This is a genomic window from Candidatus Limimorpha sp., from assembly GCF_056203535.1.
Genome location: NZ_JBADWU010000020.1, coordinates 1 through 19,031 on the forward strand (window position 1 = coordinate 1; position 19,031 = coordinate 19,031).

Annotated in this window: 20 protein-coding genes and 2 pseudogenes; 16 read left to right on the top strand and 6 right to left on the bottom strand. The window is 48.0% G+C overall.

Features of this window, described 5'->3' with window-relative positions:
* Positions 1-216 precede the first annotated feature (216 nt).
* From AC06MN_RS02155 to AC06MN_RS02215, 13 genes and pseudogenes are all read left to right on the top strand, one after another.
* A complete protein-coding gene (locus tag AC06MN_RS02155) occupies positions 217-492 on the top strand; it encodes a sugar transferase (RefSeq protein WP_475670707.1) in 276 nt (91 codons plus the stop codon).
* A gap of 141 nt (positions 493-633) precedes the next feature.
* Positions 634-1,215, top strand: a complete 582-nt coding sequence (locus AC06MN_RS02160) for a Panacea domain-containing protein (RefSeq protein ID WP_475670708.1) — start codon at positions 634-636, stop codon at positions 1,213-1,215.
* Positions 1,216-1,217: 2 nt separating this feature from the next.
* Positions 1,218-1,643, top strand: a complete 426-nt coding sequence (locus AC06MN_RS02165; RefSeq protein WP_475670709.1) for a hypothetical protein — start codon at positions 1,218-1,220, stop codon at positions 1,641-1,643.
* A 50-nt stretch (positions 1,644-1,693) separates the two neighbouring features.
* Positions 1,694-1,849: pseudogene (locus AC06MN_RS02170) on the top strand (sugar transferase); the annotation flags it as partial.
* A 77-nt stretch (positions 1,850-1,926) separates the two neighbouring features.
* Positions 1,927-3,426: an AAA family ATPase gene (locus AC06MN_RS02175; RefSeq protein WP_475670710.1), complete on the top strand. Its 1,500-nt coding sequence runs from the start codon at positions 1,927-1,929 to the stop codon at positions 3,424-3,426.
* A gap of 90 nt (positions 3,427-3,516) precedes the next feature.
* On the top strand, positions 3,517-4,293 hold the full coding sequence (locus AC06MN_RS02180) for a DUF4435 domain-containing protein (protein ID WP_475670711.1): 777 nt from the start codon (positions 3,517-3,519) through the stop codon (positions 4,291-4,293).
* Positions 4,294-4,615: 322 nt separating this feature from the next.
* Positions 4,616-5,068 (top strand): annotated as a pseudogene (locus AC06MN_RS02185) (sugar transferase); the annotation flags it as partial.
* A 275-nt stretch (positions 5,069-5,343) separates the two neighbouring features.
* The gene (locus AC06MN_RS02190) at positions 5,344-6,411 is read left to right on the top strand and encodes a Fic family protein (RefSeq protein ID WP_475670726.1); all 1,068 of its coding nucleotides are present in this window, start codon (positions 5,344-5,346) and stop codon (positions 6,409-6,411) included.
* Between the two features lie 183 nt (positions 6,412-6,594).
* Positions 6,595-7,203, top strand: a complete 609-nt coding sequence (locus AC06MN_RS02195; protein ID WP_475670712.1) for a sugar transferase — start codon at positions 6,595-6,597, stop codon at positions 7,201-7,203.
* A gap of 176 nt (positions 7,204-7,379) precedes the next feature.
* On the top strand, positions 7,380-7,856 hold the full coding sequence (locus tag AC06MN_RS02200; RefSeq protein WP_475670713.1) for a Panacea domain-containing protein: 477 nt from the start codon (positions 7,380-7,382) through the stop codon (positions 7,854-7,856).
* Positions 7,853-8,713 carry a hypothetical protein gene (locus AC06MN_RS02205; RefSeq protein ID WP_475670714.1) on the top strand — a complete coding sequence of 287 codons (861 nt, stop codon included), beginning with the start codon at positions 7,853-7,855 and terminating at the stop codon, positions 8,711-8,713. The genes AC06MN_RS02200 and AC06MN_RS02205 overlap by 4 nt, the downstream gene beginning before the upstream one ends.
* A gap of 201 nt (positions 8,714-8,914) precedes the next feature.
* The gene (locus AC06MN_RS02210) at positions 8,915-9,970 is read left to right on the top strand and encodes a virulence RhuM family protein (protein ID WP_475670715.1); all 1,056 of its coding nucleotides are present in this window, start codon (positions 8,915-8,917) and stop codon (positions 9,968-9,970) included.
* A gap of 274 nt (positions 9,971-10,244) precedes the next feature.
* Positions 10,245-10,391: a hypothetical protein gene (locus AC06MN_RS02215; RefSeq protein WP_475670716.1), complete on the top strand. Its 147-nt coding sequence runs from the start codon at positions 10,245-10,247 to the stop codon at positions 10,389-10,391.
* A 573-nt stretch (positions 10,392-10,964) separates the two neighbouring features.
* Here the strand turns inward: AC06MN_RS02215 and AC06MN_RS02220 are convergent.
* From AC06MN_RS02220 to AC06MN_RS02245, 6 genes are all read right to left on the bottom strand, one after another.
* Positions 10,965-11,372: an N-acetylmuramoyl-L-alanine amidase gene (locus AC06MN_RS02220; protein ID WP_475670717.1), complete on the bottom strand. Its 408-nt coding sequence runs from the start codon at positions 11,370-11,372 to the stop codon at positions 10,965-10,967.
* 288 nt (positions 11,373-11,660) lie between these two features.
* Positions 11,661-12,149: a hypothetical protein gene (locus AC06MN_RS02225; protein ID WP_475670718.1), complete on the bottom strand. Its 489-nt coding sequence runs from the start codon at positions 12,147-12,149 to the stop codon at positions 11,661-11,663.
* Positions 12,150-12,169: 20 nt separating this feature from the next.
* Complete coding sequence (locus AC06MN_RS02230; protein ID WP_475670719.1) at positions 12,170-13,117, bottom strand: CHC2 zinc finger domain-containing protein; 948 nt, start codon at positions 13,115-13,117, stop codon at positions 12,170-12,172.
* Positions 13,114-14,502 (bottom strand): DUF3987 domain-containing protein, encoded by a 1,389-nt coding sequence (locus AC06MN_RS02235; RefSeq protein ID WP_475670720.1) that lies wholly within the window; start codon positions 14,500-14,502, stop codon positions 13,114-13,116. The genes AC06MN_RS02230 and AC06MN_RS02235 overlap by 4 nt, the downstream gene beginning before the upstream one ends.
* On the bottom strand, positions 14,502-14,828 hold the full coding sequence (locus AC06MN_RS02240; protein ID WP_475670721.1) for a hypothetical protein: 327 nt from the start codon (positions 14,826-14,828) through the stop codon (positions 14,502-14,504). The genes AC06MN_RS02235 and AC06MN_RS02240 overlap by 1 nt, the downstream gene beginning before the upstream one ends.
* A gap of 190 nt (positions 14,829-15,018) precedes the next feature.
* Positions 15,019-15,318 carry a hypothetical protein gene (locus AC06MN_RS02245; protein ID WP_475670722.1) on the bottom strand — a complete coding sequence of 100 codons (300 nt, stop codon included), beginning with the start codon at positions 15,316-15,318 and terminating at the stop codon, positions 15,019-15,021.
* Positions 15,319-15,581: 263 nt separating this feature from the next.
* On the opposite strand from AC06MN_RS02245, the gene AC06MN_RS02250 reads away from it, so the two are divergent.
* From AC06MN_RS02250 to AC06MN_RS02260, 3 genes are all read left to right on the top strand, one after another.
* Positions 15,582-17,009 (top strand): hypothetical protein, encoded by a 1,428-nt coding sequence (locus tag AC06MN_RS02250; protein WP_475670723.1) that lies wholly within the window; start codon positions 15,582-15,584, stop codon positions 17,007-17,009.
* An 852-nt stretch (positions 17,010-17,861) separates the two neighbouring features.
* Positions 17,862-18,377 carry an HU family DNA-binding protein gene (locus AC06MN_RS02255; protein ID WP_475670724.1) on the top strand — a complete coding sequence of 172 codons (516 nt, stop codon included), beginning with the start codon at positions 17,862-17,864 and terminating at the stop codon, positions 18,375-18,377.
* A 5-nt stretch (positions 18,378-18,382) separates the two neighbouring features.
* On the top strand, positions 18,383-18,616 hold the full coding sequence (locus tag AC06MN_RS02260; RefSeq protein ID WP_475670725.1) for a hypothetical protein: 234 nt from the start codon (positions 18,383-18,385) through the stop codon (positions 18,614-18,616).
* Positions 18,617-19,031: the final 415 nt, after the last annotated feature.

The window sequence follows — 19,031 nt, forward strand, 5'->3', positions numbered from 1 at the left end:
GCAACTTTTGTGTCAAGACAAAAGTTGATAAGAAATGAATTATTAGCGTTATTTGTAATGTTTAGTAGATATTTGTAAATGTGACACTTATATCATTTTCCTATATCTTAGAAAAATCAGTCATCCGTTATACTACAGCCAAAAACAATATGATATAAGTTTGTTTAAAATCAATTGTTTCCCGTAAAAATTGAGATAGAAAAACTATCGCAAAATATGCGACAGTTCAAAGCGGAGGAGATACGGTTGAAAAATCCAGGCATCGACCTTCGTCCAGGCATCACGGGTCCCGCCTCGCTGAAATACCGCAACGAGGAGGAACTGCTGGCGCAAGTGGACGATCCAGTCAAGTATAACGATGAGGTTATCTGGCCCGACAAGGTGAAGCTGAACCTCTATTACCTGCAGCACTATTCCTTCTGGATGGATTTGAAGATGATTTTCGCCACCGTGCTGGGAAGGAAAATCGAGTTTGCCGGAGAGGAGATATGAGGTGGGGGAAATAAGATGTGATTTTCTTTTTTTCTGAATTCTTTTGGCGGGTTGCGGAGAAAATCGTATTTTTGCAGGTTCAAAATAATAAGTGGCTCATCGCTTCCTTGAAGAATCACGGAGACTTATGTAGATTGCACTATGAAATCTGTTGATCAAATACAGAAAATAAAGGCGGTTGTGTTGTATGTTTTGGAAAAACTCGGCACCGGAGTGGATTACATTCATTTGTTTAAAATGATGTATTTCGCTCAGCAGAACCATCTCGTAGTTTATGGACTGCCTTTAATGGAAGACACATTTAAGGCTCGCAAACACGGACCTGTGCCTTCTGTTACGTACAAGGTCGTTCGCATGGTCGAAGGGAAACCGGTGGATGCGATGCAAGGACTTGATGACTTCTGCAATTCTATAGAGGTGCGAATGGAAGACGGACATCAGATGGTCTATCGTAAAGCGAATGTGTCTTGCGATATGGATGAGTTGTCCGTGTCAAATATTAAGATTCTCGATTTGTGGATTGATAAACTTCGTGATGTCAAATCGTTTGCTCTTTCTGGATTGTCTCACGACGAGGCTTGGGAAAAGGCAAAGGCTGAGGCGGAACGTACTGGCGAGGATATTGCTATGACTTTGGTTGATATCGCTGCAGCAGGTGGAGCAAGCAAAGCAATGCAGGAAATAATCCGTGAGAGACAACTTAACGCACGTCTTTTCGCTTGACTATGGATTTGAGAGCACTTCAGGACGATTACATGAAGGAGTTTCGCAAGGTTACCCGCGAGAAACTTCTCAAGGACGGCAGAAAGCAAAAGCCAAAGAAAGTCATCATTATCGGTTATGACAAAGATAATGATACTTATTACGGGAGTGTGTTCATTAACACCAAGATTAATCCCAAGGCTGAAATTTCTGGCGAAGTCCTCGCTAGCCAGTATCTCATCAAGCAGGCTAACTATGAGTCATTTCTAAGATATGATTCGTATGTGGATTGTGCTGGAATAATTTCATGCTCTTCGGAGAAGCTGCTATCTGGAGATTATTATGGGACTCTGAACGAAGATGATCGTAAAAATATCTGGGACATACTGGAGACAACAGATACCCTTACTACCAAACAGAAAAAGAGGTTTGGAATCAAGAGAAGGTAGTCGGATTGACATTTAATCCGTGTCTTTGCAACCTTTCGTGACAGTTTGTCTCGCTGAAATACCGCAACGAGGAGGAACTGCTGGCGCAAGTCGACGACCCAGTCAAGTATAACGATGAGGTTATCTAGCCCGACAAGGTGAGGCTGAACCTCTATTATCTGCAGCATTATTCCTTCTGGATGGATTTGAAGATAATCTTTCATTAAGATTTAGAAAGTTTTAACATGGGTTTTGCCCGCTAATAGCGGAAAATTTGTAACTTTGTGCAAAGTTTTTAAAAATTATGCTCCAGTTTATTATGGAACAACATGTAGTTTATAAATATACAAGCAGTCAGATCCTGCAGCAGGAACTTGAGATGGTTGTGTCAAGAGCAAAACAACTATCAGATAAGTTGGCGCCAATTCTATTGGTGCCATCATTTGCAAATGTTCCACCGTTTGTGGATTTTGATAAAAGTCACAATCTGGCGGTAATAGCTGGCTATAATGTGCGTGTGCTTTCAGCAAGACGCTTGGCAAAGTCGATGGTCACTGGTGGCGTTGTTGTTGTTGCAAACGTTCCTGCATCTGTATTGACATACAAATTGGAGGAGGCACGTGTGGTGATGTTCGTTGGAAATAAGTCATCAGAGAACGAAACCTGGTTGTCTTCCAGAAATGCCGTATCATTTGAAACAAATGAGCCTCTTGTTTGTTCAGAACCATCTGCAATCGTTATAAAAGCATTGGATTGGTTGTATAATACCTGTAATCCGAGCTCCAATTTTTCGCATCCATTTGATGAGGATAGATTAAAAACTGTTGCCAATGTTCTCTATGAGATTGGAGAGCAAGTTGATGAAACTGCAATATTCTATTACTGCAAGAAAAATGGCTGGCTTGAACAGATGATTTATACATGTATTGCAGTACTGAAGAAGGCCCAATCTACTAAACTGAAAGTTGTTGGCCAATATTCAAAAGAATCTTTGTTTTCCATTTGGGGCGTTAATCCTAAAGATATGCAAGAAAAGAGTTATATTAAATCGCTCGTGCTTGAAAGCATGTGGGGCTATAAAACTGTTAAGTGGAATAGCATAAATGAGGATGTGAATATTCTTGTAGGTATCAATGGCGTTGGTAAAACGACATTGTTGGATGCTATATATTCGCATTATTCTGGAGAAAAAAGTAACGGAAAAGCAAAAATCGAAAAGTCTGTTCCGTCAGCAAATCTGGCTTTGCCTATTTCCTATATACGTACTGCAGATACACCTGCATCGACAAAAGGTGGTAAAGAAAGCCGTCTGACTCAAGAACTGAATGGTGTAATCATGCAGAATAAATCTGGCAATTCGTTCTATAACTATTTTATGCGTCAACTATATGAGTCTCAAGAGAATAGTCAGATTATTAAGGAAAATACCCAGGAATTGTTTGACATGATTAATGAGTTTTTCAAAGAAACAGGCAAAACTATTGAGGTAGACAAGTCAAATAACAGTTATTTGTCCTTTCACATAAATGGACGAGAGGATGTTATTAATCATACTCAATTGTCGTCAGGAGAAAAACAACTATTGTTGATTCTGATAAGAGTGTTCTTGCAGGAGAAGCAGCCAGCGATATTATTGATGGATGAACCAGAGCAGTCGTTGCATATTCGTTGGCAGCAATATTTGATTGAAGCGATCCGAGAACTTAATCCTAACTGTCAGTTGATCATTACCACTCACTCACCTTCGATTCTTAGTATGGGATGGGGTGACAAGGTTGTGAATATGGAGGAAATCGTTGAGTAACTATGGCAGCATTCTCTATTAGTACTGACCCTATCGAGGCTCAAGCAAGGCATTTCCAAAGTATCCCCTTCTATTGTTGCATCGGTCCATTTGGAAGATAGCGATGACGACCTATTTTGGGACGCTATGTTGCAGGATGTAAAACCTGGCAAGTATTATTATATATATCGAAGCAGGTCAAAGAAAGGTAAAGATGCAACAGGATGTAAACAATGTAGGAGTTATCTACCATATCTGTCAAAATCTTTCTTTATCTGCATTGATAGCGATTTATGGCTGCTAAAAGAGGATTTGACGAAACAGCATACAGCACATGATTGGGTGGCACAGACTTATACTTACTCATTCGAGAATCATTTTTGTGAGAAGGAAACTCTGAATACTCGATATAATGCAAAGTACACAGGTAAGCCATTTGATTTCTCTACATTTCTTGACTCCTTGTCAAAAGAGTTGTATCCTCTATTGGTTTTGTATTTAAGTAGTGCAAAAGGAATAGGAGGAATAACAGATAAAAGTATTCGTTCTGCATTCAATACAACCTGCTCTATGCAAGAAATACGGAATAATGGAGCCGGTTTTATTTCTCGAGTTCACAGCCAAATATTAACGTTTCTGACTCCTCATCTAGCATCAATTGATATGGCAGCCGAGAAATCATATTACCTTGCAAAAGGACTTGACGAGAGTAATGCATATCTTCATTGGCAAGGGCATCATTTGCATAGTATTATAGCTAATGTGGGAGAAGCTTTATGTGGCAATAGAAATGAGTTCATATATGATGTCTTAATGACAGGATTTCCCGTTAATGGATATGCTGAAGTGGATTTGGCACATCAAGATTTAGAACAAATACTTGCATGAGTATGTAGGAGGGCAGTTTTGCTACCCTTTTTATGTACCAGAGCTCTTTTTTGAGTATGTGCCGAGGGTGTCTGGTGGACAGATGCCTGTTATCGAGGAGAAAGATGAATTAAAGGTTGTCATTCCGTATCTTGAGGATGATTTTACCGTAGTAACTACTGAAATCAGGTGCTTTTCAAGCAGAAGAGAGTGGACAGAGGAGGGCAAATTTTTCACTGTCCACAAGTTAAGTCACTTTGCGTCTTTTCCTCGTTGGCTTTACCTTCCTCTGTCGCGACTCGGCAATTGGTGAGCAAGTTCCCCATTGCTCTTGGTTTGGCGTCGGTTCCGCTCCATGCGGGTGCGTCGTGAAGATGAGGCGTTCACGGGTGTGGCGGCAGCCGAAACCAGCCGCATCACGCCATTGGGCGAGAAACTGCGCAAATACAAACTGGATGAACTGCCCGAGCTTTGGGATGTCTTCATCGGCAAGATGAGTTTCGTAGGTTCGCGTCCCGATGTGCCAGACTATGCGGATAAACTGGTAGGGGAGGACAGGGCGATTCTGAAACTCCGTCCAGGCATCACGGGTCCCGCCTCGCTGAAATACCGCAATGAAGAGGAGCTGCTGGATCAGGTCGACGACCCAGTCAAGTATAACGACGAGGTTATCTATCCCGACAAGGTGAGACTGAACCTATATTACCTGCAGCATTACTCCTTCTGGATGGACCTGAAGATGATCTTCGCCACTGTGCTGGGAAGGAAAATCGAGTTTGCTGGAGAGGAGATATGAGGTGGGCTGCTCCTCAAAACTTTTTCATCAAGGAATCGCAACCGCTGCTGCTTTCATTCCTGCCGGACGCAGAGAAAAGACCGCGAATCGTGCGAATAGGAATGTGCGAAGCGGATTCCTATTCGCTAAATTAGCAATATTCGCGGTCGAAAAAAACAATCGTGATTGTTGGGCTATAGATAATAAAGTAATTTCATAATATTTTGCAAAATATTTCGTTGTAAAGTAGATGGTATATACCTTTTAGTGTGTATTTTTGCAAAATGAATGATAATATGGATAAGATACAGGACATAATGGCGCGGTGGAATGCGCTGCAGCCTCTGTCGGATAGGGAGAGGGAAATGTTGAGCCGCCGCTTTACCATTGACTTCAACTACAACAGCAATCATATTGAGGGCAACACGCTCACCTACGGACAGACGGAGATTCTGCTGCTGTTCGGGAAGGTCGTCGGCGAGGCTGAGGTGAAGGATGTGCAGGAAATGACTGCAAGCAACGTGGGACTGAAGATGATGACCGAAGAAGCCGGGTTGAAGGATGCCCCTCTTACCCAGAACTTTATCCGTACGCTTCACAAGGTGCTGCTGCGGGAGGATTATACCGTGTACCGCAGTTTGCCGGATGGTCAGACAACGGGTTACGTCATTCATGCAGGCCAGTACAAGACCCGTCCCAACAGCGTCATCACCCGCTATGGCGACCGTTTCGAGTATGCCTCGCCCGAGGAAACACCTGCTCTGATGTCCGACCTCGTGAACTGGTACAACGATGCTGAGCAGTCAGGCCGTTTCACGCCTGTGGAACTTGCCGCCATCTTCCATTACCGCTACATACGCATACATCCCTTCGAGGATGGCAACGGACGCATCGCGCGCCTGATGGCCAATTACATCCTGTCGCGCCACGGATATCCGATGGTGGTTGTCCGCAGCCGCAAGAAGAATGAGTATCTTGAAGCTCTCCACCGCACTGACCTTACCGTGGGTGCGGTCCCATCGCTCGGGGCACACGCCTCCAAGAGGGAGATACAGCAGTTCTTGACCTGGTTCAAGAATATGTTTGTGGAAGAGGTGACATACAACATCCGTTTCCTTACTGAGCGGGGCGACAACGTATGGTGGTTTGACGGAGAGCGGGTGAAGTTCCGTAGCAATTCCACAAGCAGGATTCTCAACCTCATTTATGAGACCCCGGACATTACTATCAAGCGCCTTTCTAATGAGGTGGGTATCAATATGGCTGCTGTCAACAAGCACTTGAAACAACTGACCGACAAGGGCTACATCCAGCGTGTCGCGAAAGACGGCACCTGGCGCCTTATCATCACCCCCTCGCTGTGACACCGATGGGGATCCCTTCAACCGGGGACCCGTCATGCCTGCGAAGGCAGGCATCCCCCGAACGGAACGACAACCCCTCTGCCAAGGGCCATCGAAGATTGCCCCAGGAAATGAGCGGTTGCGAATTTCCATAGAACAGAGTTCTGGAAAGAGTTTTGCAGGTTTTGTAAAAAAGAAAAAACAATGTTGCTAAAATGGCTTTTCGATAGGATCATCAGTCTGCTGGCGCTGCTATGCCTCAGTTGGTTCTACCTTGTCATAGCCATCATGATAAAAGTCAAGACGGGTGGGCCGGTGTTTTATGCACAGGTGCGTGTGGGTCGCAATGGCCGCCTTTTCCGTTGCCATAAGTTCTGCACCATGGAAGGCGGGCAGGAGGAGTCGCCCATTGCTGCCTTGGAACAAAACCGCATCACGCCAATAGGCAGGACCTTAAGGCGTCTCCACCTCGACGAGTTGCCGCAGTTGTGGGACGTTTTCATCGGCAAGATGAGTTTCGTGGGTCCCCGCCCCGATGTGCCGGGCTATGCGGATAAGCTGGAAGGGGAGGACAGGGCGATTCTGAGACTCCGTCCGGGCATCACGGGCCCCGCCTCGCTGAAATACCGCAACGAGGAGGAACTGCTGGCGCAAGTGGACGATCCAGTCAAGTATAACGACAAAGTGATTTGGCCCGACAAGGTGAGGCTCAACCTCTATTACCTGCAGCACTATTCCTTTTGGATGGATTTGAAGATGATTTTCGCCACCGTGCTGGGGAGGAAAATCGAGTTTGCCGGGGAGGAGATATGAGGTGAAAGATCCTGCTCGTAATTTAATATCTGAGATTTGCAAATTATTTGACAAGAAAAATGTGTTATTTTGGCTCAAAATTTGCCCGTGTCAGAAAAAATCAGTAATTTTGCACTACAAAATGTGTCTGCATGTTTTGTATAACAGATTGTCTAACTCTCAAAAACCGAAATGAAATGGTAGGTGTTATCCAAGTGGCTTCGTACATTGCTGACCGTTATTTGAAGGATTTCGGTGAGCGAATCAGTGAGATGAAGTTGCATAAATTGCTCTATTTTACTCAAAGGGAATCGCTGATACGCAAGGGTGAACCGATGTTCGAGGAACAGTTTCTGGCTTGGAGATATGGGCCTGTGATGGTTCAGATCAGAAGCGCGTATGCTAATGACATGCTTAATGATATGCCTTCGGAGGAGTTTGTGGAACAATACAAGGATGTATTTGACTTTGTATTCCAGAATTATGCTCCTAAAGATGCGTGGAGTTTGAGTTATCTGTCGCATGCTGAGGTTTCATGGAAGAATGCAAGGAAAGATTTGCTTCCGGAGCAGAATGGAAATGAGCCTCTGAAAATCGAGGACATACGCAAGGATGCGGAAAGAATCTCGATGAGACGATTCCTGCTGGATAAAATTCAACAGGCAACATTATGAGAATTACTGAGGAGCAGAAAGCTATATTGGATTCATTGGTAGTGGAGCGCCTTCGTGATCATATATCGGAGAACGCTTCTCTGGTGAATTCGTTTGCCAATGCTAAGAATCCTGTTTTGGAAAAAATCATACGGACAAGGGTTTCCTTTGATAGAGATGCAGAGGGGACTGTTGCGTATTATGTAGTGAAAGCTCCAACAGGTGAATTGCTATTGTATTTCTCTCTGAAATGTGGTGAGTTGTTTGAGAAACTTGATCAGTTTAAGTTGGATCTGGCTTATCGCGTGAGGGATGCTGTAAATGTGTTGCAGCATAAGGATAGGTTCTCGAATGACGAGTATGCAAGGGCGGAGGATTTCATTAACCATAATATCACGGATATTAAGCAGATTCTGCCTGATATAGATAAGTATCTGGAGAAGAAAGAGGTTTTGTCGGCTGATTTGAGAAAAGAACTGAATACAGAGATGCAGAGGGTTTTGAAGACTTATCCTGCAATCGAACTTCAGGAGTTTTGTTCTAATGACAATGGTCGACAGGCTTGGAAAAGTCTTGGCATAAAAAGGAAATTGGGCGAGTGCGTGTTCTGGCATAAGATTGTAGATATGCTGGATTCTGTTCAGAGTATTGCTGGTTGCCAATATGTCTATCTATTTGCTGCAGATGCTTCGGCTGACGGCGAGTTGGTGAACTATTATAAAGAACGTTTAAAGTTTGAACAATCGGCAGTATTAGGCGCGAATAAGCCCAAGTATGATTTCCAATGTTATTTCCTTTGTCAATCAATAAAGGATTTGAAGATGAGACGGAATCAATTCTATGCGGATTTCAATGCGGATTCAGGCAGTGCTGTATAGTGTTTTCGGTTAATCCATTCGCGGGCTTTTTCTTGTTAACTTCGTTTTCTTCTGTTGTTACTCGGGATAGCAACCGCATCGTACTGTGGTCTGCTGATTGTCTGGCCGCTGATGGTTGTGGTGGTTGTGCTAGTGAAGTTATTGGAAGACAATTTAGGTCAATTAAGCGTCAATTAACGTGTCCGTGAGGAAAAAGTAATTATGCCAAAGATTTTAGAGATAAGGAATAGTACCGCAGAATTCTTGACTTTTCTTGCTGAAAACAGAGAAGAAGGAGTCCAGGTAGTGTATATGGATGAAACCATCTGGGCGACTCAAACTGCTATGGGAGAACTATTTGACGTTGAGCCAAAGACAATTGGTTTCCATTTGCAAAACATCTTCAACGAAGGCGAACTGCAGCAGAATCGAACTGCCCAGAAAATTGGGGTGGTTCAGCTCGAAGGCACTCGCAACGTGAGCCGAGAGCCGATGTTCTATAATCTCGATGCCATCATCAGCGTGGGCTATAGAGTTTCAAGCATCAGGGCGACACAGTTCCGTCAGTGGTGTACCTATATCCTTCGGCAGTATGCTGTCCGTGGGTATGTGGTTGACAAGAAGCGTATGGAGAACGGCTCTTTTATTGGTGAGGATTATTTTGAGCACCTGCTGGCTGAAATTCGGGAGATCCGACTGAGTGAGCGTCGTCTGTATCTGAAGCTTACCGACATTTACGCTACGAGCATCGATTACAACAAGGACGCGCCCACCACCCGACTCTTTTATCAGCAGATACAGAATAAGATGCACTATGCTGTCCATCAGCATACGGCAGCCGAACTGATTGTGGAGCGTGCGGATGCCGACAAGGAGCACATGGGTCTGACAACGTGGGAGAATGCCCCAGACGGCAAGATTGTGAAGACTGATGTCAGCATCGCAAAGAACTATCTCAAGCAGAGCGAGCTGGACGATTTGGGCAGTGTGGTGACGGCCGTCCTGGAGTTCGCAGAGAGTCGCGCGAAGCGTCATATACCGATGACGATGGAGGATTGGGCAAAGCGCATCGATTCATATCTTTCGAGCGATGAGCGTCCGCTTCTGGATAATGCCGGCTCTGTGTCGCACGAATATGCAAAGGAGTATGCCGAAACGGAGTTTGAGCGTTATCGCATCATCCAAGACCGCATCTTCCGCAGTGACTTCGAGAAGATGCAGTTAGACGGTGACGATCTGCCCGAACTGCCGTTCGAGGGGGTGACCGAATGTGAGTAGTAGGACTTGAAGTGAACACGAATTATCATGAATTTTCATGAATTGATTCATGAATAAATGTGCGCGAGGGAGGTATTTGTATTTTATTGGAAGACAATTTTGGTCAATTAAGCGTCAATAATATATGTCCTTGAAGAAAAAGAAATTGACCAAAAATCCTTTGGATTCGACGTAGTCAATTGACGACTAAATCGAAGATTACCTCACTTCGTATCGATGAATCGAAGATTTCAACGTAGTCAATTGTCTTTAGAAAAGGAAGATGTTTGGCTCAGTGTTTATTGTTGACCGCGAATTTGGCGAATCAGGCGAATGTGGCCTTGCCGCGCAAATCCCTGCCGGTCGGATGCAGCCGATAATCACACGTCCCCTCGACGAAGTCAAGGAATACGCGAAGCGGATTCCTATTCGTGAAAATTAGTGCGATTCGTGGTTGAAAAAAACTCGACGAAGTCAAGGAATACGCTTGCGGATTCCCATTCGCTAAATTCGCAATATTCGCGGTCGAAAAAAGCCAATCGTGGTTACAGCCGTCGGCAACAATAAGAAAGCCTCCAGCGGGAATCCCCGCCAGAGGCTTTTCGCTTTTCATTGTTTCCTCAGTCTCAGCCATAGCAGCAGGCATAGGCCGAGGGTGATGACCGCCCCTGATAGGATCCAGGGCAGCGGATGCCCTTTCTGCGTCGGGGGCGTTGCGATGAGACCCGCTTCGTCGTGGCACTCATCGTTTTGCTGCTGATACTGCAGTCGCGCAACGGTATCGCACGTCTGCTTCGTCTGCTTGTAGTGTCGCTCCGAGTGTGACTTCTGTCCGAACCGCACGTGGGTGGCGTGGAGTAGGATGGTGCTGTCGCACAGCCTCAGGTCGAGGCTGTCGGCACTGAAACAGAGCGTTCTGGTTAGGGAGTCGCTGAGGCGTATCGCCTCGTGCGACTCCTTTTTCGTTTGCAAGGTGCCGAGCGTGACCGTCTCGCGATGACGGTGGCGCAGGGCGCTACACCCCTCTAAACTCAGCACGCACATCAAAACAAGGACAAGCTTTGTTGGCAAATTCGTTGTGGCCATGGATGGTTGCTTTTGGATATTTGACTTTCAGTGACTTGACCAATGCCCAGAGCATGTCGCGCTGAGCCTCCGTGCGGGTGTCCTTCGGCTTACCCTCGGTGTCGAGGCCGCCGATGTAGCAGATGCCGATGGAGTGGGTGTTGTGCCCCTTGCAGTGTGCGCCTGCCTGTTCGAGCGGGCGGCCTTGTTCGATGGTGCTGTCGAGGCGGATGACGTAGTGGTAGCCTACCATCTTGAAGCCTCTTTGCTTGTGCCAGCGGTCGATGTCTTTGACGGTGAAGTCCTTGCCCTCGATGGTGGCAGAACAGTGGATGATGATTTCGTTGATTGTTCTCATGATACTTTGTATTAGGTTAAACTGAAATTTTTTTGGAAACAAATCTTAAACTAATCTCCAACTAATCTTTTTTCTTCTTTCCTGTCCGATTCCCCCTAATCGGGGTCAATCGGGTTACGCATCTTCGATGCGCTGTGGCAAAACCAAACTTGTTGCTTTTCAGTCATGTTTGGGAATCCCTAGAGGTGCGGCGGCGGTCCGTCATCGCGCTTAGCGAGAAACTTACTCGCCGCCGCCTTTTGTTTACCCCCATGATCTCCGTTCCCGCCGCCAGACGGGAATCTTTCGTTAGATGATGGTTAAGGTGATGTCGTGGCCTCGGCTGGCCGATTTGCGTATCCTTTCGTAGAGGCGGTTGAAGTGCGTGACGGGATGGAGGAGGCAGCCGCTGACGAAACGTTCGCCAACGATGATGCTGCCGTCCTGTCGGTTGCAGACTCCGTTGCCGGGCTTGATCATGGGACAGTAGCGGGGCATAGGGGTGTTGTTGCTGACGCATTTCAGTTTCTTGCAGCTGGCGCACTTAGGACGTGCGGCAAGCAGTGGCGTGATGTGTGCGTCGGCTCCACGCAAGGCGCTTGCAGCCTCACTCATGGGAATGATGACGGGCATCTTGCGGCCGTGTTGGTGACAGCGGATGAGTGCCACACGGTAGTTGCCCACAGGAAGGGCGGCGGTTATACACTCGGCCGTGTCGCAGATGTGTTCCCCGTCGATGGTGATTTGGCCGTCGATGGCGTACGGGGTTTTGTCTTTTCTTGTTAGTGTGATGTGCATGGATTTAACGTTTTAACATTTTAACAATTTAACATTTTAACATGGGCATAATATGCGCCTACATCCTTGAAGCCTGCGGGTGGCTGGTGGCGGACGAGGGTGGGGAGCAGTTCGTGTAACTGTTGGAAGAGCTTCTCGCCGGGTGTGTCGGCATCGGGGCACATGTGAAACCTTGTGCCGTGTTCCGCGCTCCAGGTCGATAGCAGGTGACGGTCGGAGACGGTCAGCAAGGTGGCGCTGGGGATGGCGATGGAGGCGAATCCTGCCGAGAGCATGGCGAGACAGTCGGTGACGCCTTCGGTGATGAAGACCGGAGTGCCGGAAGCAAGGTCCTTGAGACCGTTCAGGTTGAAGATGTGGCATCTGCTGCCTTTAGGAAAGCGGAAACGGGGGCGGTCCTCTTGCCCGAGATAACGGCTCTGGACGGAAACCAATTTGCCGTCGAGGTCGCGGTAGGGTATCAGCAAGGCGGGACCGTCGAAGCAGGCGGGATGGGGTGCCGACGACATGGGGCAGTCGTAGCTGATGGAGCTGATGCCTAAGGCACTGATGACCTCGGGGGCGAGTTTGCGCTCTTCGAAGAGGAAGTCTTGGGCGGCTTCGTTCAGCACGGGACGGGCCATCAGACGTTCCAGATAGGCGATGTCGGGCTTCGGCTCGTCATGGTGAGGGTTGTCCTTGGTAACGGCTTGCAGCTGCTCGCGCTTAGTGCCTGTCGCACCTAACCACTGACAGGCCGACACGAAGTCTTTGCCGAGGCAGTGCATCACGAGGTCAATCACGCCTCCGTGGGCATCGCAGACGAAACAGCGGTAGCGGTTGCGACGGACGTTGAAACTCAGGCTGGGGTGGCTGTCGTCGTGGAAGGGACAGAGGGCATGGTGGTGGCGTACGGAGAGCCCTAAGCCTTCGGCGACTTGTTCTATGGGCTGGTCTTGAAGCCGTTGTATGTCGGATTGGGTCATCATAGTAGTTTCTCGTAGTTGTATTTTGAGGTGACTTTGATCCAGCCGTTGGCTTTCCATTGGCTGAGGATGACGCGTACGGGCGAGGCAAGTTCGAGTTCCTTCATGACGGCTTGGAGTTGCTCGCGGCTGAAGTTCTTGGGGACTCGGTCGATGAGCTTGGGTTGTGCCGACAGGTCGATGATGCCTCCGCTGCGTTTGCCTTGGAGTTCTTCGAAGGCTTTGCCCCAGCGCTTGAGGAGGGTGGTGAGGATGTAGTCGGCCATCCACAGGTAGATGCGACGGGCGCGTTTCTGGGCCACGGGTTTTGGCGTCGCGTCGAGAAGGTAGAGGTAGTAGCAGAGGGCCGCCACACGGAAGGCACTCACGCTGGAGCGTTTGCGGAAGACGTCGAGGGCAGTGCTGCCCGACTTGAGGGCTTCCTTGCCTTTGGCGATGCACCAGCGGCGGACGTCCTTGTCGAGCCAGCTCATGTCGAGGTGAAGCTCGCCCTGAAGTGCGCCTTGGGGCGTGTAGACATCGGCCATGATGCGGTCGAGTGTGCGTTTGATGGTGGCTTCCTGTTCGGGGGTGTAGGCCTTGAAGATGGCACCATCGGCACCCATCTGGTCGTCGAGCTGGCAGAGTATGGTGCGGGTGATGTTGCCGCCTTCTATGGCCTTGCGGTCCATGTAGTCGTCGAGAGCGCTTGGGGTGGTGCAGAACATCGAGCAGATGTTGATGTCGACGATGGCCGAGTAGCTGTTGTCGCTGGCGAAGTCCATGCCGAAGCGGCTGCCGAAGTCGTAGGCGGTGCGCATGATGGTGCGCAGGTTGGAGTAGCCTTGCTTGCCGGCATCGGTGACCTGGGCGAGTTCGTCGGCGAACATCCAGAAGGAGAGCACGTCGCCGAGGTTGCGCTCGTAGAAGTCGGCACGTTTGACGAGGACGGTCTTCGAGATGGTGGCGGGGATGACGCGGATGGTGGTCTTGGGCTCTTCCTCGAGTTTCTCGTTGGCCTTGCGGCGTTTCTTCTTCTCGCGGTAGTCCTGCTCCAGCCGGCGTTGCTCCTGGTCGTGTGCCTTGAGGGTGTCTTCCATGAGGAGACGTTCGATGTCGGCGGCAAACTGCTTGCCGCTCGATTGTGGTGCCTCGATGATGACCTGCAGCAGCAGGGCTGAGGGACGCGAGTCGTAGTAGTATTTCAGGCGTATGCGTGTGGCCAAGGCACAGAGTGGGGACAAGCAGGTGATGAAGCTTGCAATCTTGCGGTTGGCGGGCGCATTGCTCACCACCTCACGGATGATGGGCGGGAGATCCTTGTCGCGCAGGGGAAGGACCTCAGGCTTGATGCTGAGATCCTCTTCCGTTTCCTGCACTGTCATTTCGGGAAATAGTTCGTAGTCCATCAGCCGATAATGTTAAGACAGTCAATCAATTCGTTATAGACCTTGAAGGCGAGGTCGCGGCGGTCGATGGCGCCACTGGCATCGATGGTGCGCATGTGCACCTGATAGCGTCCGTTCTGCATGTGGACGAGGCTGATGAATTTGCCGTCGAAGAGCTTGGGGTTGCGTTTCAGGTGCTGCCCCGAGGTCTTGGCTTCTTCCTCGAAAAGGTAATGGTCTTCGCCATCGCGGGTGAGTACGCCACGATAGCATTGCCCCTCGGTGGGCATGGTGTCTTCCTGGAGGATGGTCTTCAGGTCGACGCAGAGGTTGGTGTTTTTGTTCATGGCTTGTTGCATTTAAAGTGGAAACTATATACCTGACGGCACAAGGTGGGCTATTAGCTTTTAGCCTTTAGCCATTGGCTCATTTATTCATTAATAAAGAATGTTACTTGTTTGATGAACCAATGAGCCAGTTGCTAAGAGCCAATAGCCATTGGCTTTTCTTCTTGTGCCATAATGTATATAAGAACTTTTAAAGTTTGTGAATGTCGGTGACGTTGATGTCCTGATACCAGTTGCCTTGGTATTCGCGGATGGAGAACCGCAGGGCGCATCTGACGAGTTGGCCCTGGTGGAGGTCGCATTGGGCAAGTTGGCCCATGAGGGTGGCGATGATGGCGTCCGACAGGCGTCCGGCTGTGTCGTTGCCCGACCAGCCTCCGAACTCCTGCAGACGGATGAAGCGCTTCAGGATGAAGCCGCCTTCGGCTTTCTGGGACGGCACCTGCATGAGGTTGCTGAGTCCCATGATACGGTAATCTTGTGTGAGCATGATTTTTTGCTGTTTGAGTTTGAAACCGTCGGCAAAGGAATAGGAACCATGATTCCACGGTAGGACTGAAAAAATAAACTCACAATTTTTTTGAGTTTATCGGTGAAAGCCGTGATATATAGGCGTTTGTGGCAATGAAAAAAATGAGTGCCGGAGCCATGAACTGAAATAAACTGAAAAAGAACTGAAAAAATTTCGTTCAGTTCATGTTTAGTCCAAAATGATTGCTATATTTGCAATTTTCAACGACAAGATGAGGAATGATGGGCACGATAGACAAGAAAATCATGGCGTTTGGAGAAGACTGTCAAACAGACCTCCGGAAATTGCTTGATAACCTCGCTGAAATGATTGCGTGTTATCAGAATATGCTAACAGAAACGGCTCGCGAAGCCTTTCTGGTACCGCTTTGCGTGGAAGTGTCGGTCGTGACCTTGAAACTGAAAGCCTTGCATCGGCGTTGGCAGCAGTATCTGCCGTTTCAGGAAGCTATCGATGTTGACTTCAGCGAAGAAGCGAAAACCGTGACCAGCTGGTTGTCCGTGCTGGGTGTGGAAACGGATGACACCGAATGTGAATACGACCGCTTTGTGCCCGACAAAGGTTTCCTGCTCGACCTTATGGATCTTGATATTGAGCCTGTTAAGCTTGACATGGATGGCGACGAACTGAAAACTGTTGCCGAGAACTACTTTAATAATGTCGATAAATATCTGAAAAAGAAAAGATTGGGCGATTGGGAGACGAAAACGATAGAGCGTCTTAGCCAGGACTTGAAAAATCTAATCGCGCAAAAAGATAGCGAGTGTGCCGCCCGTGAAGTGTGTGTGCAGGCCGTGGCGTGTCTGGCCGATGAGCTGAACAGCATAGGGGAGTTCTTCACGAGCGACTTGGTTGAAAGGCAGTTCCGGACACTGGCTATCCGCCTGATACATCGCGACTGTTCGGAGGCCGTCAAGGAGGCTCACGACAAGGTGCGCAAGGAACATAACGCTTGGCCAAAACGTTCCGAAAAAGACCGTGCCCTCGCCATGAAGGAAGAGGTGAAACTCACCTTGTTGTGCGATGCCAGGGGCGAGGGACTCAAGGAGTATATCGACCTCGACTATCCCGCCTTGCTCGAAGATGCCTGCTTCGGACAGTTTCTGTTCAAGATGCGCCACAAACTGACCGTCGGTGAGGTGCAGCTCATGGTGAAATACTGCACGATGATACAAGACCTGAACCAACTCATCGACCCTGCCTCGGCCGGCAAGAAACGTAAGGAGATCATGGTAGGCCGAAAACTGGATGCCGAGGATGAGGCCCTGATGAAACAGCTCGAGAAATTGGCCGAGAAGGGAGAATGGTGTAATGGCGCAACGTCCGACAGCATCGTGCTGGGCCTCCGCCAAATGCTGGGTGTAGGCTTCCAACTCGATGGCAAGATGCAGCCCTTGAGCGATGAGCTGTGGAAACTGCTCAAGTCGCGCAGAGGTTGCGATGCCGAAAAGAGCCTCATGGTGACCTGGCTCAACATCGTGGGCTATTGCGTCAAGGTCGGCCTGCTCAGCGGCACCAGTCCAAGACTCTGCAGCCATTTCTTCTCAAAGCGCAATCCCGACGACTACAAGGCCATCGATAAAGGAAAGTCGAACCCGCCGGATGCCTTCAAAAAGATTGAGCCCTTGCTCGAAAAATTCTTGAAGTGAGCGCAAGGAAATGTTAAATGTTAAAATGTTAAATCAAGCTCCGGAAAAGTGCCGCATCATGCGTTAAAATGATAAACCGGCACCGATTTTCGCGTGCGCGCGATATATAAGGTATGATAAAGATTAAAAGAAAGAAAAGAGAAAAAAGATAGGTGTAAGATGTTGAAGTCCATAGAGTTGAATGTTGTTGGATGTGGCTTGAAAGCGTTAAATCGGGTCATTTAACGTTTTAACAATTTAACGTTTTAACATTTTTCTGTCCCTACGGGAAAAAAGCCGTTTTTCATTTTTCTAACTAGGGAAATTTTTTTCTCTAACTAGAGAAATCATTTTCGGCTCTCGGAGCTGTGCGGAATGTTAAATGTTAAGTGACACAAGACCGGAACGGGAACAGAATAGAAGTCTATTTTCGGTAAGGATTTTCAAACAGATTTTCAGTAAGGATTTTGAGGGCTTTGCCCGACCAAAAAGAAAACAATCGCAGAACTATTTTCAGAAAGATTTTCAGTTAGGATTTTTAGCAGGATTTTGAAAAATCTCCACAGAAAATCCATACTGAAAATCCTACCAAAAATAAAAGAATGCGATTATTTTCATTGGTCGCTTCGCTCAAAATCCATACTGAAAATCCTACAAAAAATCCTTACTGACTTTGGGGTGATTGTAAGATGGTTAGGCAAGTTCTATTTTTGTGCCATCAGATACATAGTCGCCAAACGGAATCCGGGACAACCCGTGTCCGCGTTTCGGGACAAGCCATAATGGGGCGGGAAAACGGTGGTATTTTTGCATCGTCAATCCGGATGACAATGTGTTTAACCCAATCATCAACCCATTAAAACATTTGCAACTATGGCAATTAAAGTTAAAGCAGTAGAGCGTGAGCTCAAAGTCGGCGCCAATGCCGGCCAGTACCGTTACATGATGCAGACCGAACTGTACAGCAAGCTTTCCCAGACCAAGGTCATCCAGGAGGCGGCCCTGCGCAGCGGCATCGGCAAGGGCACCATCAATGCGGCTTGGGACGCCATCGGCGAAGTCATCAAGGCTTGGGCGACCGAAGGCCACAGCGTGGCTATCCCCGGACTCGGCACCATGCGTTTCGCCGTGAACGCGACCTCGGTGGCCGACGTCAACCAGGTGGCCAGTTCGCTCATCACCAGCCGTAAGGTAATCTTCACCCCTTCGGTCGACATCAAGGATGAACTTCAAAAGACTTCCATCTCCATCACCTGCTACGACCGCAACGGCAACATCGTCAAGCGCGTCACTTCCAACGATGGCGGTGAAGTCGAAGACCCGGAAGAGGAGGGAAACGGTCCTGAAATCCTCAGTAGCGGAAAAGACTCTGACGTCAACAAGGATTGAAGGTCATGAAGAAGCTGTCGCACCAAGTCACCCAGATCATCGCGGCCTATGTGGTCGTCCTGTTCGGACTGGCACTGATAGCCCTGGCATTCTTCGTGCCGCCAATGGGCAGCATCGACCCCAGCGTCCTGGCCGCCTTCGGCGAGATCCTCACCTTCGCCGGCGCCATCCTGGGACTTGATTACCGCTACAAGGCCAAGTCTGCCCCGTCAAGCGACAAGCCGCAGGAAACGGAATAACCGGCCATCATCAATGCACTGCAATGAAAATGACTTCTGGCAACCCAGAAGTCATTTTTTTTGTGGAAATGAGCGGTTGCGGATTTCCATTGAACGTTGCCTTGGAAAAAGTTTTGAAGGCTTTGTGTGTGAGAAAAATGAAATTATTTTGCAGCACCTGAAAAAGGCGCTTTTTTTTGTAATCGGTTTCCTTTTTTCCTTACTTTTGCACAATTTTATTCCTTGCCATTTGTCATCCCAATGGGACTGATGTGGCGAAGCCGTAAAAAAGAAAGGCTGTAGTATAATATATGACTGATTTTTCTAAGATATAGAAATAATGATATAAGTATCACATTTACAAACATCTACAAAAATAATGCAAATAACGCTAATAATTCATTTTTATCAACTTTTGTCTTGACACAAAAGTTGC